A 13,220-nucleotide genomic window follows, 5' to 3' on the forward strand; every position below is an offset into this window, starting at 1 on the left:
AGCCAGGAAGGGAAGTCCCTTGGAATCCTTCAGATCTCACCGTTAGGCCCGCCCGAGAAACAGCACGCAAGGGGATCGCCCGGAGGTGCTGGTAGCTTTTCGATCGCACTTGCACGACAGGTCTTCGGGGTAGCATGCGAGTGTGATCGCATATCAACGGATCATGCTGATGGGCGCGTTCGTTCCCCTCCTGTGCGTTTCCGCATGCCACGGTGCGGGGGCGTGTGACGCATCCATGCCGTTTGATCAGCTTGACCTGCACGTTGCCGAAGTCCTCCGGGACCGGGCTGAACAGGTTGAGGTGACTTGCACTGATGACACTAAAACTTGCTCCGGTTGGAATCTTGAAAAGCCTAAAACTTTGGCGGTCGGGGAATTGCGTCTTGCTGGATGGACTCCGCTTACATCGCTGACTGTCGTTGTTCTGGATGCAGCAGGCGAACCGTTGCATCGAGAAGAGCTCACCCTAAAGCCAGCCGTTCATCCTGCTGATGAATGCCGGGAATCGATCACCACAACAGCGGGAATCGGCTGACCATTCCATAACCTCCAATCAATCCTCGAAGGCGCGGCGAAGTGTGACGTTATGGTTGCCAGAGGTCATTGCGGCGCGGCAGTCGCTCGAGACCTACAAGAGTCATCCGGCACGCTTGGTGCAGTCTCGCGCTATGCGCAGCTTTCCTCAGCAGTAAGCACGATTCTGTTAGTGATGTCAGCAGTGAAGTCGCGACTGCCGTTTGCATACGTCATCCGAATACCCTCGGCTTCTCCATCGGTCGCCGGGTCGGAAAGGCTCAGAGCAACTATGACGTTTGCGGATTCTCCTGGTCTTAGTGTGAAGTTCTCGAGAACCTCTCGCCGTTCCCAGGCTTCAATCTCGGCTGGGCTAGCGGGAACGGTGCTGGCAGTTCCAAGTACTGCACCGGAATCCCCGTCGGCCGTTTCCTCGATCAGCCTGATGTAGCTTTCCTCATGCTGAAGACCTCGCGACGTGATCAGGTTTGCACCGGAGAGAATCAAATCTGTATCCCCGTCATTAGTGACTACTTCACCAAACGCTGCGAACCCTTCATCGGGGGTAGGCGTACAGGTTTCTGATTCCCCTCCCACCGTAAGTGGCCCATTGGCACCTGACGCTGAACAAGACGTGGTGAGAGCGGTTAGCACAAACGCCGCGAGGAAAAGCCCGGTTCGGTTGCTCACCGGTAGATTGCTCGGCTGGCGGAGGTCATCATCTTCCGGATACTACCAGCCAGGTCGAAGATTCGACCTCAGGGCGAGGAAGTAACCAAAATCCTTGGCATGATGCCCTATGACTTTCGCCGGCCCTCCCGCGCTGCATGGAATTAGCCGAAGAAATGGCCGCTCACGCCTCACCCGCTTGTTGAACTACGCTCACAACGGCACTCTCTGAGAGATCCCTCAGGCACTCAGCGCGCGGTCTCGTACCTGGTCAGGATCACACCGTTGGGAAACGTCCGGGTCTCTACAAGGCTCAGGTTGACCCAGTTGTCCAGGGCCGTGAAGAACGGCGTGCCGCCGCCCACCAACACCGGATGGATGGCGAGTACATACTCGTCGATCAGCCCTGCCCGCATGGCCGCCGCGGCGAGGGTGGCGCCACCGATGTCCATCGGGCCGCCGTCGTCAGCCTTGAGTCGGGTGATCTCGGCAACCGCATCACCGGTGATCAAGCGGGTGTTCCAGTCAACCGGGCTGGTTGTCGAGGAGAACACCACTTTCGGCATGTTCCGCCAGCGGCTCGCATACTCAATCTGCGCCCGAGTAGCGCCTGGCTGCTGGTCCGCTGTCGGCCAATGGGAGCTCATCGTCTCCCACAGCTTGCGTCCGTACAGCGCCAGACCCGTCGCTCCTACCCGGTCGGACCACCATTGGAACAACTCGTCGTTCGGCACGGTCCAGCCGAGGTTGTCGCCAGGCGCGGCGATGTAGCCGTCCAGGCTCACGTTCATGCCGAACGTCAGGTTGCGCATGGCGTCAGTCTCCCGCGAGTCGGCATCCGTTGTACAGACCTGCACGGCGCGAGGCTCCTTTCACTAGTCCAACTGATGTGTCTATGGTGGAGATAAAGCAAGCGAAGGAAGATGCCATGACTTCAGATCGGGTGCGGCAGATCGGCGTGACTATTGCCTTCGTGCTGTGCATCGTCGGTTCAGCAATCGGCTCCGGTGCCTTCGGTGGCACTCCAATCAGCGAAGCCGCCGGCGGAGCGCTCAGTTCGGACGCCACGCCCCTGGCGCCCGCAGGATCGGCCTTCAGCATCTGGAGCGTCATTTACGCCGGACTCGGTGCATACACCGTTTATCAATGGTTCCCCTCGCAGCGCACCGCGCTCCGCCAGCGCCGCCTCGGCTGGTGGATTGCCGCATCGATGCTGCTCAACGCGGCGTGGATCCTGTCCGTTCAGGCCGGCCTCCTTGCCGGCAGCGTGCTGGTCATCCTCGTCCTGCTTGCAGTGCTGGCTGTTCTCTTCACCATCTTCACCTCCATCAAACCCACTTCTGTTACCGACGGAATCGTCACGGACGGAACTCTCGGCCTCTATCTGGGCTGGGTCTGCGTGGCAGTCTGCGCGAACACCGCCGCAGCCCTCGTCGCAGCAGGCTTCGGCGGCCTCGGCCTTCCACCCGGCGCTTGGGCCGCACTAGTTCTAGCCGTCGTCGCCGTAATCGGCGTACTCCTCGCATTTCGCGGCAGCGGCCGCCTCGCAATTGCCGCCGCTATCAGCTGGGGTCTGGCCTGGATTGTTGTGGGGCGCAGCTTCGGCACACCGGAATCGACGACGACGGCGGTTGCCGCCGGTCTCGCGGCCGTCATCATTTTCTTCGCCACAGTCGCGATCAGAATCCGGCGACGGTCCCACCCTGCAACGTGAAGCGGAGCCAGGCCGAGCCCTTGCTACCACTGGACAACCTGCACGCCCGTGCGCGTGTTAGCTCAGACACTTACCGTGCCACTTATTATGAGTAACTCATAACAAGCTGTTAGCGTTCATAGTTCACCGGCAGCGTCGCCATGATGGACCCACGCTGCATACCTGCACTGTGTCGTCCCGCCCTCCGCACGAAATAACCACAACAAGGAGATGCCATGACACTTCTCGCACACCGTCCTGTCGAAGCCCCCGAAGCCCGTCCCGCCAGCAACGAGACGCCGCACCAGAGCGGCACCTACGTAACAACGCAATTCCGCGCCACAACCACCGGCAGTTACGTGACCACCCAGAGCTCCGGCCCCGTTCCTGCGGGGGCGATCCGCGGCCAATACGTCTCCCTTAGCCACCGCGCCCCACGGCAGCACGAAGGCCGCTACACCGACCGGAGCTAAAGCACCGAGTCCTAGGGCTTCCGCTTCTGCGGGTAGGGCGCCTCGTGCCGGGCGAGCATCTCGACGAACGACCCGATTCGCTTCTTCCTCCCGGCCTCTGTCTTCAGCTGGCCGAGCCGGAAGATGAGCGCATACCGGTTCTGCGAAGTGAGCACGTCGAACATCGCCTGCGCGTCCGGATTCGCCGCTATTGCTGCGGCAAGATCGTCCGGCACGACGGCGGTGGCGGGCCCCGCATACGCACGCTCCCACCGCCCGTTCACCTTGGCCCGTTCGACGGCGGCGCGACCGGCGTCGCGCATCTTGCCTTCCGCTTCCAGCCGTTCAATGTGTCCGACGTTGCGCAGTGACCAGATGCTCTGCGGCCCGCGCGGTGTGAAGCGCTGGAAGCTGCTCTCGCCGTCGCGCTTCCTGGCCTGGCCGTCAATCCAGCCGAAACACAGTGCCTCGTCGAGGGCAGTAGCCCAGGTCAGGGTGGTCACCGTGCCACCCTTCTTATGGAGTACCAGCCACACTCCCGACGACGACGCGTAATTCTCCTCCAGCCACGCCCGCCAGCGCTGGGCATCGGGCAGGAGGAGTTCGGGCAGTTCAGCAGCCATGGTCTGACAATACCCACCGGAAGTCCGTTCATCTCGAGGATCCTCCCGCTGGATTCAGCCAATGGCCGAAGTACAGCGAGTCAGGGACACTGGGGCCGCCGTCTGCTATAAAACAGAGGGTATGAACCTGCGCACCCCAGACCCCAACCCCGGCTGGCTCAACGAGGATGACCTCTATGAGGCACGCCGCCGGCTCCCCATGGTCTACGTTGAGGCCATCCCGGTCCGCTGCGACACGCTCGGGTATGTCACCGAGGTGGGGTTGCTGCTGCAGGCCAATGACCAGGGCGAGATGGTGCGCACCTTCGTCTCCGGGCGCGTGATGTACCGGGAAACCATCCGTGCCGCGCTGCTGCGGCACCTTGAGAAGGACCTCGGACCCTTCGCACTCCCCCAGCTGCCGCCGTGTCCGACGCCGTTCACGGTCGCCGAATACTTCCCCTCCCCATCGGAGACGGGCCTGACCGACGACCGGCAGCATGCCGTCGCGCTTGCCTACCTCATTCCCGTCACCGGCGAATGCAACCCGCGGCAGGACGCGCTTGAGCTCACCTGGCTGACACCCGACGAGGCGCTCAGCCCGGGAGTCAGTTCCGAGTTCTCCGGCGGGCGCGACAGCCTGCTGCGCCAGGCCCTCGCCTACGCCGGTTGGGGCCGCTGAGGCGTTACCGTTTCTTTGTGGGTCGGTTCTTCACCGGCTCGGTGCAACAGGTGCAGTAAGGCAGGATCCAATGATCGACAGCGATGTGGGCGCGCGGCTACAACCGCTTGCCGTCGAGGCAGTGAGTGCCGGCCGCAGGCTCCTCCTTCCGGGCGGTGAGCTCACCAGCGAAGTGGTGGACACCGCCGTCGAGCATGATGATTTTGGCGTTCCGGCCATTGTGGTGGCCACGCTCGAATCCGGTGAGAAGGTCCGCATGGCAACAGGGTCAACTGTCCAGGCAGAGGCCGCCGAGGAGCTGGCGCAGATTGTCACCGATGAGGGTTCACCCGAGGCGCTCATCGCCCACGTCGCCGCCGTCCATCCCGATAGCCTGCGCGTGCAGGAGCTCGCCGAACGGCTCACCCGTGGCGTCAACTTCAAGTCGGGCAGCAATCTGCAGGACATCCGCGATCTCGCCATGACCCTCTATGTGGATCTTTCCGACTCCGCGAGCGCGCTCATGGTCTGTGACCTGCTCACGGACCAGCCGTTCGACGGCAACTTCGGCCGCTGGAACCTGATCGAGAGCTGCCTGGCGCTCGCCGCGCACCTCACCCGGAATCACCTCACCGAGAACGACGGCGCCGCCTCCCGTGCCGCTGCGTATTCCGCTGCGCTTCGAACAGCTGACGACGCCGAGACAGACCCGTTGAAGGCGAAACTTGCCGCTGCCGTGCGGCAGCGCCAGCTCAACGAACCGAATCTGTATGACCGGGAGATTGCGCGGTCGGCCGGGAATCCGTCGGCTGAGAAGGATTGGCGAGGCTTGCGCCTGACGGTGCTGCTGTACCTGCGTGCGCACGGCGGGTCCGAGACTCTGAGCGCCGAAGCGCTGGAACGGCGCATCAGCCACGAACTGCTCGCCATACGGGCCCTGGGCGGGAAAGCTTCCACCTCTGGTTAGCCCGCAGCCGCGGGAGTAGAGTGGCGCGCATGAGTGACTCGACAGGTTCCCTCAGGCAGTCCAGCACCGAGCAGCACCCCGCCCGAGATATGCCGGTTGCGGGAGCCAATCCGCTCAGCGTTCACATCAATGCGGACGCCCGGCAGGTGTGGCTCATGCTTCGGGAACCCCGGCTGGTACAGCAATGGCATGGGTGGGACGCTGACACCCTGGACGAGGAAATCCGCTCCATCTACTTCGCGCCGTCGGTAATCGAGGGGCCTAACCACACCTTTCTGACCGTGGACGGCGGTGACACCTTCCAGATTGAGCCGGTGCGCGACGGCTGCGTCGTGACGATCGAACGTGTTGAGGCCGAACCCGACGAAATTACCGAAGGCTGGATCACTTTCCTCCAGCAGCTGCGGTTCGCACTTGAGCGGCATCCTTCCACTGCGCGGCGCACCGCTTTCTTCATGGGCGAATCCAGTGACGGTGCGTCCATCATCGAGAAGCTTCATGCCGAGCAGCTGCAGCAGCCCGGAGACTCCTATTCCCTCAGCCTCCCGGGCGGCCATAAACTGACCGGCACCGTCTGGTTCAGGACCGAGAACCAGCTCGGGCTCACCGTTGCCGAGTATGCGGAGCACGGAGAGGGACTGGTGATCGTTGCCGATCAACCCTCCTTGAGTGGCAAGGGATCCAGCCTCGCCGTCATCTCCACATACGAGCTCGGCGCGAACGCGCTGCGTTCAGCCTGGGAGAGTTGGGATACCTTCCGACGGCAGCACTACCCGTCCTCGGGCTCACTGGAGACCTCGAAGCTGAAGAGCTAGCCTCTGGTTGGTCGTTCCGCTGCAGGTCACTCGGTCCATTCCTGAGAAGATGGGCGGGTGCCACAATCAGATTTTTCGTTCTCCATTGGTAAACGCCTCAGCGAGACAACGGCTGCGGGCGAAGGCCTCCACGGGCGGACCGGAACCATAACCACTCCACACGGCGAGATACAGACGCCGGCGTTCATCGCCGTCGGGACCAAAGCCACGGTGAAAGCGGTGCTGCCGGAGTCCATGAAGGAGGCCGGCGCGCAGGCACTGCTTGCGAACGCATACCACCTTTACCTGCAGCCGGGGGCAGACATCCTTGATGAAGCCGGCGGTCTGGGGAAGTTCATGAACTGGGACGGGCCCACCTTCACCGATTCGGGTGGGTTCCAGGTGATGAGCCTGGGATCGGGATTCAAGAAGGTCATCACGATGGACTCCGCTGCCGCGTCGGAGCACGCCGGCGACGACGACCGCGTGGCAGTCGGCAAGGAGCGCCTGGCCCACATCGACGACGACGGCGTGTGGTTCGTTTCGCATCTCAACGGAGATCGGCACCGGTTCACGCCGGAGATCTCGATGCGGGTCCAGCACCAGCTCGGCGCCGACATCATTTTCGCATTCGATGAGCTGACAACGCTGATGAATTCGCGTGGGTATCAGGAGGAGTCGCTGGAGCGAACGCGGCTGTGGGCGGAGCGGTGCATCGCGGAGCATGAGCGGCTGACCGACGTGCGATCGGACAAGCCGTACCAGGCGCTGTTCGGCGTGATCCAGGGCGCGCAGTATGAGGACCTCCGGCGGAAAGCATCACAGGACCTCGGCGGAATGAACTTTGACGGGTTTGGTGTTGGCGGAGCGCTGGAGAAGGAGAACCTGGGCACCATCCTCGGTTGGTGCGCGGATGAGCTGCCGGAGTCGAAGCCGCGGCATCTGCTGGGCATTTCGGAGCCGGATGACCTGTTCACCGGCATCGAGAACGGTGCGGATACCTTTGACTGCGTCTCCCCCACCCGGGTTGCCCGGAACTCAGCGTTCTACGTGCCGGACGGGCGGTGGAACCTGTCCAATGCCCGGTTCAAGCGCGACTTCACACCGCTCATGGAGGGCTGCGATTGTTACACCTGCACCCACTACACCCGTGCGTATATCCACCACCTGTTCAAGGCGAAGGAAATGGTTTCGGCGACGCTGATCTCGATCCACAACGAGCGGTTTGTGATCCGTATGGTCGACGACGCCCGCGCAGCCATCGAGGACGGGACGTACTTCGATCTCAAGGCTGAGGTGCTGGGGCGCTACTACGCGTCGAAGCGCTAGTTCGGTCCGCGCCCCTCTTTGCCCCGCATGCCCTCTTCCCGCCCACCAGCACACCCCCTTTCCCGCAGAAGTGCCGCCCTTGTGCAGGATCGTGGGGACACGGTATCTGTCAACCTGTTTGAGACAGTTAGGCGGCGTGTTTGTCGTGGTTGGGTTTGTTGATCCAGCTCTCCGTTCTGATGGTCGGCGCTTTCGGCGGTTGGTGGTAACGGGACGGGTGCTGTGCGTAGTGATCATCGAGGAGGTCCTGGCGATGGTTAAGAAGTTGTTTCCAGGTGCCCTCGTGCACTGATGCAGGGGTGTAGTAGCCGATGCCGGAGTGCCGGTGGGCGGTGTTGTAGTAGCTGATGAATCCCTCAACCCAGGTTCTGGCGTGCTCGATATCGGTGAATCGTCCGGGATAGTCCAGCCGGTATTTCATGGTCTTGAACTGGGCTTCGGAGAACGGGTTGTCGTTCGACACGGAGGGACGGGAGTGGGATTGGGCGATTCCATGGGCTTTGAGGAACCGGCTGACGTGGGTGCCTATCATCACCGCGCCGCGGTCTGCGTGCAGGACCTCGGGGACGGCGCTCTCGGCGATGAGTGCGGCTTCGAGCATTCCGGCGGCTTTGAAGCCCTTCTCATCGGGTTCCAGGCGCCATCCGACGACCTTTCGGCTGAAGACGTCCATCATCACGTAGAGGCGTAGGTTTCTGCCCTTGTCGATGGTTCGTAGCACGGTGATATCCCAAGACCACACTTGGTTCGGACGGACAGCACAGAGTTCAGGGATGGTCTTGGGCGGATGGGTTGCGGTGCCGCGCCGGTCGCCGCTGAGCCGGTGAACACGCGCGACCCGGTACCAGGTTGATTCCGATGCCACATACAGGCCCTCATCCATCACAGTGGCGCGGACTTGGGCGACATTAAGGTCGGAGTGCCGTTCCTCACCGAGCTCGTCCACGATCTGCCGGCGTTCTGCTGCATCCAGCGCCGCAGGCTGTTCCCGGTCTTTCTGCGGCACGGGATCCGGTTTCAGCCCTCGTCCCGGTCGCTGATGCCGGTACCAGCTGGCCCGCGACACACCAAGGACCTCACAGGCTTCAACCAGGCTTAGTCCTGCGGATTTGAGGGCTGTGACACCGGATTCCCGAATGTGTCCTTCAACGGTTCCTGCTCCGCGCTCTCGGCAAGTTTTTCCAAGAGCGCGTGCGCTTTTCCCACGGCCTCCAACGACGCCTGATAGATCTCGTTGTCAGCTTGCGCTTTGGCCAGCTCTCGACGCAGCCGGACGATCTCCTGGCTCTGTTTTTTGGGTGTCAAGGAGTGACCGTTCTGGGACCGGGTGCCCTTCTCGCCAGGGCCGAACAAATCATGATTACGCGCATACGTCCAGCGTCGCACAGAGGCCGCGCTCACGTTATGCTTCCGCAGCACAGCGGACCTCGAATTCCGCGGCGCCGCCTCGTACTCGGCAACTATGTCCAACTTCTCCACCAGCGTCTTATGCGGACCCTGATAGCTCGCTCGTTTAGTCATCAAACACTCCCATCTCAGCCCTCAAAGTGAACGAAACTTTGTCTCACCTCAGGCTGACACAGAGGGACATCCCCACGGTCCTGCCGCTACCCGGCACTTTTGCGTACTAGGCACAGCGGTTTATCCACAGAAGCACGACGGCGGCCACGCGGCCGAGCTTCGCCCGTCAAGCTAGTGCCATGGACGTGAACGCATACTCCTGGCTGAGCGCATCGGCCCGTTCCTGGCGTACCAGGGAGCTCGAGCAGATGGGAGTCAGCCGCCGCACGATCACACAACTGGTCGAGCGGGGTGTCCTCGTACGCCTGCAGGTCAACGCCTATGCACCAGCAAGGTACTGGAAATCCTTGAGCGAAGCGGAACAAGCCCGATTCAGGCTCGCAGCTCACAGCCGAGCGAGTTATGCACTGACACCGACCGTTTATAGCCACACTTCCGCAGCACGCATTCACCGCCTCAGTCTCTGGGATGTGGACGACAGGATCCATGTCACGCAGCCCTCTTCCGGATCGTCCCGGGAGCACAACGTCGATGTTGTTCGCCACCGAGGGAAGCTACTGGCTGGCGAGTTAGCCATGGTTGACGGGCTGCAGGTTACCTCCCTCGCCCGCACAGTAGTGGACTCCGCCAGGCTGTTGTCCTACAGGCAGGGGCTGATCACCGCCGATCATGCCCTTCACCTCGGTGTGCAGCGCGCCGAGCTGCGGGATGTACTGCAACGCCAAGCAGGCTACAAGGGCGTGCAGATTGCTCGTCAGGTAGTCGAGAATGCGAGCGCCTTGTCTGAGTCACCGGGCGAGTCCCTCACTGCGCATCTCGTAGCCGGCATGCCGATACCGCAGCCGGAACAGCAGCTGGTTGTGCACACCCGATTCGGGGAGCACCGTCTTGATTTCGGTTGGCGCGAGCAGAAGCTTGCGCTCGAATTTGACGGCAAGACCAAGTACTTCGACTACGCTCCGACCCCCGAAGTGCTGTTTCAGGAGCGTCGACGCGAGAAAGCCCTCATGGAGCAGGATTGGGCGTTCATCAGGCTCGAGTGGGGGGACCTGTTTCTGGAGGCTACCCGTGCGCGCATTCTGGAAGCGTGGTGGAATCGCACTACAAGTGCCGCGTAGTGGCAGGATCGTAGGGACGTCCCGACGATCCTGCGCAACGACGGCACTTTTGCTGACGGGTTTTAGGAGGCTGCGTAGCTCGGTTCCCTGCGCTTCACCCAGCGGATCGCCGTCGTCGTGACCGGCAGCAGGAGCACCTCCACCAGCGTCTTGTAGACGAATCCGAAGAAGAGGTAATTCAGGAACGTCGGGAAGTCCGTGATTCCGATGACCGACGCGGCGATGGCGCAGAAGATCAGCGTGTCGGCGAACTCACCCACGCCGGTCGAAGCGACCAGGCGGGCCACCATGCTGCGCTCGCCGAACCGCGACTTCATCCGCACCAGCACCAACGAGTTGAGCGTCTGCCCCACAACGAACCCCAGCAGCGACGCCAGCACAATCAGCGGAACCGGCCCGAGCGCAAGCTCGAGAGCCTCCTGCTTCGCCAGTCCGAAGTCATCGTCAAACCCCGGCAGAGCGATGATGACGGCATAAGCGAGCGAGGCAAAGGCCGACAGCACGAAGGTCACGATGATCCCAAGCCGGGCGGCCTTGAAGCCGTACACCTCACTGATGACGTCGCCGATGATGTACGCGAGCGGGAAGAGGAAAAACCCGCCGTCCGTGATGATGCTGAAGTCACCGACGATCGGCCCAATCACCACCCCTTTCGACGCACCGATATTGGAAAGGATGACGACGACGGCAAGCACCGCCAGCATTATCGAGAAGTTCGCGCTCCCAGCGGTCGCGTAGCGTGCGCGGGCATGGTTCTGCAGTTGAGTCATTGGTTCTCATTCGTGGAAGTGGTTCGCGCAGCCCGAGAGGGCCCGCTGTATTAGCACTGTCGCCCGGCTGCCCCCGGGCTCCTTCCATTGTCCCATGTGGAAGCGGCTGAGCGGCCGGGAAGCATCGGATTGAACATGTGCAGCGACAATCCCTACATTGAACTGAATACGTTCACAAAGGAGCGGCGGTGCAACAGAAGAAGGGCGAGGCCACGAACGTCCAAAAGCTCCACCAGCACGACGACGGTGCGCAGCCGGCTCCGCGCGATAACGGCACCGGCGGTGCCCGCCGGGTTACCTTCGGCCCGTTCGCGTTGCTGGCCGGGGCGGGGATTACACATCTCTTGCTGGCTACTGCCGCAGGCGTAGGTTTCGGCTGGTCAATGCCGTGGGAGACGTTTTCCTTCATAGCGCTTGCAGCGATCCTGGGGATCCCCATCACCGTCGTCGGCTGCGGCGTCGCGCTCGTCCTCGGTCTCGCCCTGCGACCGGTTGCCAGCCAGGCGCTGCATGTCGCGGCATTCTTCGGAGTCTTCGCTCTCCTGTCCGCACTGATCACTCTCATGGTGGGCGGCGGCGGATTAGAAGCCCTGGTGACCGGGGCCGTCGTCGGGACTGCTGCAGCCATCGGACGGGCCAGCGTCTGGAAACTCGTCACGGTCTACCCGGAGAAAGCCGAGACAAGTCCGCACTCTTCCGGATAATCTGCAGCCAACGCCGTTCACGACATAGATCGGCAACCCTTGGAGGCAACGATGAAGTTTCGCGCTGAGCTCGAATCATCCGGCAAGAACACGGCAGGGTTCGAAGTTCCGGAGTCCGTCGTCGAGCAACTCGGGGGCGGGAAACATCCGAAGATTGTCGCGACCGTCAATGGCTTCACCTTCCGCACGTCGATCGCGTCCATGGGTGGCCGCTATCTGTTCGGGCTCAGCGCGGACAGGCGCCGGGAGGCCGGTGTTCAGGCCGGCGAAGTGCATGACGTCGAGGTGGAACTGGACACGGCCCCGCGCGAAGTTGATCTTCCAGAGGACCTTACGAGCGCGCTCGAGAAGGAACCGGCAGCCAAGGCGTTCTGGGACACCCTCTCCTACAGCAACAAGAGCTGGCACGCGCTGCAGGTTACTGGCGCAAAGAAGCCGGAGACCCGCGCGGCCCGGATCGAAAAGTCGATCGGCATGCTGCGCGAGGGCCGCGCAAGGTAGTTGTTGGCGCAAGCCACGAGGCGTCGGGCACACTGGTTCAATGGCTACTGACGCACCAGCAATCACCCTGACCATCGCAGGTTCCGAGGCCACCGGCGGCGCCGGCGCGCAGGTCGATCTGAAGACGTTCCAGGAACTGGGCACCTACGGCATCGCCGCTCTCACCTGCATCGTTTCGTTCAACCCGAAGGACAACTGGAATCACCGGTTCGTTCCCGTTGACGCGCAGGTCATCGCAGATCAACTCGAGGCCATTCAGAGCTGTTATGAGATCGGCACCGTCAAGATCGGCATGCTGGGCACGCCGCAGACCATCGACACGGTCGCCGGTGCCCTGAAGTCCCAGAAGTGGAAAAACGTGGTGCTTGACCCGGTGCTCATCTGCAAGGGCCAAGAGCCCGGCGCGGCACTCGACACCGACCAGGCCCTCAAGGCGAACATCCTACCCCTGGCCACTTTTGTCACTCCTAATCACTTCGAAGCGGAGTCTCTCTCGGGGATCGAGATCCGTTCACTGGAGGATCTGAAGGAAGCGGCTCGGCGCATCCATGAGGCAAGCGGCGCCGTCGTACTTGCCAAGGGCGGTGTGAGGCTGGAAGGCAGTGACGCCGTCGATGTCTATTACGACGGCGAGGCGCTGGAAGTTCTCAGTGCTCCGAAGGTCGGTGACGTGGCCGTTAGCGGTGCCGGCTGCACGCTCGCCGCGGCGGTTGCAGCCGAGCTGGCCAAGGGTGCAGCGCCGCTTGAAGCTGCCCGTACCGCGAAGGCTTTCGTCACCGAAGGCATCAAGAACCGGGTCTCCTCGAACGCTCCGTTCGACGCCGTCTGGCAGGGCGGTGTGCAGCGCGTCTAAGCCTTGATCCACCGATTGGCTGTTGATTGTGATTGGTTTCCGGGACGCGACGGAGTTCTGGTTCTTGGGCAGG

The 13,220-nt window shown here is 62.3% G+C and carries 17 protein-coding genes; 11 read left to right on the forward strand and 6 right to left on the reverse strand.

Going from position 1 to position 13,220, the window contains the following annotated elements; all coding sequences use genetic code 11:
- The first annotated feature begins 142 nt into the window (after positions 1-142).
- Positions 143-535, forward strand: coding sequence for a hypothetical protein (locus tag Q0877_RS16785; RefSeq protein ID WP_299169974.1), 393 nt, complete (start codon positions 143-145; stop codon positions 533-535).
- A gap of 131 nt (positions 536-666) precedes the next feature.
- On the opposite strand, the gene Q0877_RS16790 is transcribed toward Q0877_RS16785, so the two are convergent.
- Together Q0877_RS16790 and Q0877_RS16795 are read right to left on the reverse strand one after the other, a co-directional pair.
- Positions 667-1,020, reverse strand: coding sequence for a hypothetical protein (locus tag Q0877_RS16790; RefSeq protein ID WP_299169976.1), 354 nt, complete (start codon positions 1,018-1,020; stop codon positions 667-669).
- Between the two features lie 410 nt (positions 1,021-1,430).
- A complete protein-coding gene (locus Q0877_RS16795; RefSeq protein ID WP_299169997.1) occupies positions 1,431-1,994 on the reverse strand; it encodes a dihydrofolate reductase family protein in 564 nt (187 codons plus the stop codon).
- Positions 1,995-2,110: 116 nt separating this feature from the next.
- Between Q0877_RS16795 and Q0877_RS16800 the strand changes: the two genes are divergently transcribed.
- Positions 2,111-2,896, forward strand: coding sequence for a tryptophan-rich sensory protein (locus tag Q0877_RS16800; protein ID WP_299169977.1), 786 nt, complete (start codon positions 2,111-2,113; stop codon positions 2,894-2,896).
- Between the two features lie 215 nt (positions 2,897-3,111).
- On the forward strand, positions 3,112-3,348 hold the full coding sequence (locus Q0877_RS16805) for a hypothetical protein (protein WP_299169978.1): 237 nt from the start codon (positions 3,112-3,114) through the stop codon (positions 3,346-3,348).
- Between the two features lie 11 nt (positions 3,349-3,359).
- Here the strand turns inward: Q0877_RS16805 and Q0877_RS16810 are convergent, their stop codons facing one another.
- On the reverse strand, positions 3,360-3,950 hold the full coding sequence (locus tag Q0877_RS16810) for a YdeI family protein (protein WP_299169980.1): 591 nt from the start codon (positions 3,948-3,950) through the stop codon (positions 3,360-3,362).
- Between the two features lie 121 nt (positions 3,951-4,071).
- On the opposite strand from Q0877_RS16810, the gene Q0877_RS16815 reads away from it, so the two are divergent.
- The 4 genes from Q0877_RS16815 (at position 4,072) to tgt (ending at position 7,680) form a co-directional block, all read left to right on the forward strand.
- A complete protein-coding gene (locus tag Q0877_RS16815) occupies positions 4,072-4,611 on the forward strand; it encodes an NUDIX hydrolase family protein (protein ID WP_299169982.1) in 540 nt (179 codons plus the stop codon).
- A gap of 70 nt (positions 4,612-4,681) precedes the next feature.
- Positions 4,682-5,557 (forward strand): DUF6707 family protein, encoded by an 876-nt coding sequence (locus Q0877_RS16820; protein ID WP_299169985.1) that lies wholly within the window; start codon positions 4,682-4,684, stop codon positions 5,555-5,557.
- A gap of 29 nt (positions 5,558-5,586) precedes the next feature.
- Entirely contained in the window at positions 5,587-6,372 is a 786-nt protein-coding gene (locus Q0877_RS16825; RefSeq protein ID WP_367182194.1) for an SRPBCC domain-containing protein, read from the forward strand.
- Between the two features lie 57 nt (positions 6,373-6,429).
- Positions 6,430-7,680, forward strand: a complete 1,251-nt coding sequence (tgt, locus tag Q0877_RS16830) for a tRNA guanosine(34) transglycosylase Tgt (protein WP_299169986.1) — start codon at positions 6,430-6,432, stop codon at positions 7,678-7,680.
- A 127-nt stretch (positions 7,681-7,807) separates the two neighbouring features.
- Here tgt and Q0877_RS16835 read toward each other — a convergent pair whose 3' ends face one another.
- Both Q0877_RS16835 and Q0877_RS16840 read right to left on the reverse strand, forming a co-directional pair.
- Positions 7,808-8,746, reverse strand: coding sequence for an IS3 family transposase (locus tag Q0877_RS16835; protein WP_299169988.1), 939 nt, complete (start codon positions 8,744-8,746; stop codon positions 7,808-7,810).
- A 29-nt stretch (positions 8,747-8,775) separates the two neighbouring features.
- On the reverse strand, positions 8,776-9,201 hold the full coding sequence (locus Q0877_RS16840) for a hypothetical protein (RefSeq protein WP_299169990.1): 426 nt from the start codon (positions 9,199-9,201) through the stop codon (positions 8,776-8,778).
- A gap of 179 nt (positions 9,202-9,380) precedes the next feature.
- Between Q0877_RS16840 and Q0877_RS16845 the strand changes: the two genes are divergently transcribed.
- Positions 9,381-10,319, forward strand: a complete 939-nt coding sequence (locus Q0877_RS16845) for a type IV toxin-antitoxin system AbiEi family antitoxin domain-containing protein (RefSeq protein WP_299169992.1) — start codon at positions 9,381-9,383, stop codon at positions 10,317-10,319.
- A gap of 62 nt (positions 10,320-10,381) precedes the next feature.
- On the opposite strand, the gene Q0877_RS16850 is transcribed toward Q0877_RS16845, so the two are convergent.
- Positions 10,382-11,089, reverse strand: coding sequence for a queuosine precursor transporter (locus tag Q0877_RS16850; RefSeq protein WP_299169993.1), 708 nt, complete (start codon positions 11,087-11,089; stop codon positions 10,382-10,384).
- Positions 11,090-11,277: 188 nt separating this feature from the next.
- Between Q0877_RS16850 and Q0877_RS16855 the strand changes: the two genes are divergently transcribed.
- From Q0877_RS16855 to thiD, 3 genes are read left to right on the forward strand one after another with little or no spacing between them, the layout of a single operon-like run.
- Positions 11,278-11,793, forward strand: a complete 516-nt coding sequence (locus Q0877_RS16855) for a hypothetical protein (protein WP_299169994.1) — start codon at positions 11,278-11,280, stop codon at positions 11,791-11,793.
- A gap of 51 nt (positions 11,794-11,844) precedes the next feature.
- Positions 11,845-12,294 carry a YdeI/OmpD-associated family protein gene (locus tag Q0877_RS16860; RefSeq protein ID WP_299169995.1) on the forward strand — a complete coding sequence of 150 codons (450 nt, stop codon included), beginning with the start codon at positions 11,845-11,847 and terminating at the stop codon, positions 12,292-12,294.
- 40 nt (positions 12,295-12,334) lie between these two features.
- A complete protein-coding gene (thiD, locus tag Q0877_RS16865; RefSeq protein WP_299169996.1) occupies positions 12,335-13,147 on the forward strand; it encodes a bifunctional hydroxymethylpyrimidine kinase/phosphomethylpyrimidine kinase in 813 nt (270 codons plus the stop codon).
- Positions 13,148-13,220: the final 73 nt, after the last annotated feature.

It is taken from the genome of uncultured Arthrobacter sp. (assembly GCF_947495145.1).
Taxonomy (GTDB): Bacteria; Actinomycetota; Actinomycetes; order Actinomycetales; family Micrococcaceae; genus Arthrobacter_D.

Excerpts from the sequence above, each read along its gene's own strand:
- Q0877_RS16800 (WP_299169977.1), top strand. The coding sequence starts at position 2,111 with ATGACTTCAGATCGGGTGCGGCAGATCGGCGTGACTATTGCCTTCGTG.
- Q0877_RS16805 (WP_299169978.1), top strand. The coding sequence starts at position 3,112 with ATGACACTTCTCGCACACCGTCCTGTCGAAGCCCCCGAAGCCCGTCCC.
- Q0877_RS16845 (WP_299169992.1), top strand. The coding sequence starts at position 9,381 with ATGGACGTGAACGCATACTCCTGGCTGAGCGCATCGGCCCGTTCCTGG.
- Q0877_RS16825 (WP_367182194.1), top strand. The coding sequence starts at position 5,587 with ATGAGTGACTCGACAGGTTCCCTCAGGCAGTCCAGCACCGAGCAGCAC.
- Q0877_RS16810 (WP_299169980.1), bottom strand. The coding sequence starts at position 3,950 with ATGGCTGCTGAACTGCCCGAACTCCTCCTGCCCGATGCCCAGCGCTGG.
- Q0877_RS16840 (WP_299169990.1), bottom strand. The coding sequence starts at position 9,201 with ATGACTAAACGAGCGAGCTATCAGGGTCCGCATAAGACGCTGGTGGAG.
- Q0877_RS16815 (WP_299169982.1), top strand. The coding sequence starts at position 4,072 with ATGAACCTGCGCACCCCAGACCCCAACCCCGGCTGGCTCAACGAGGAT.
- Q0877_RS16850 (WP_299169993.1), bottom strand. The coding sequence starts at position 11,089 with ATGACTCAACTGCAGAACCATGCCCGCGCACGCTACGCGACCGCTGGG.
- Q0877_RS16860 (WP_299169995.1), top strand. The coding sequence starts at position 11,845 with ATGAAGTTTCGCGCTGAGCTCGAATCATCCGGCAAGAACACGGCAGGG.
- thiD (WP_299169996.1), top strand. The coding sequence starts at position 12,335 with ATGGCTACTGACGCACCAGCAATCACCCTGACCATCGCAGGTTCCGAG.
- Q0877_RS16820 (WP_299169985.1), top strand. The coding sequence starts at position 4,682 with ATGATCGACAGCGATGTGGGCGCGCGGCTACAACCGCTTGCCGTCGAG.
- Q0877_RS16795 (WP_299169997.1), bottom strand. The coding sequence starts at position 1,994 with ATGCGCAACCTGACGTTCGGCATGAACGTGAGCCTGGACGGCTACATC.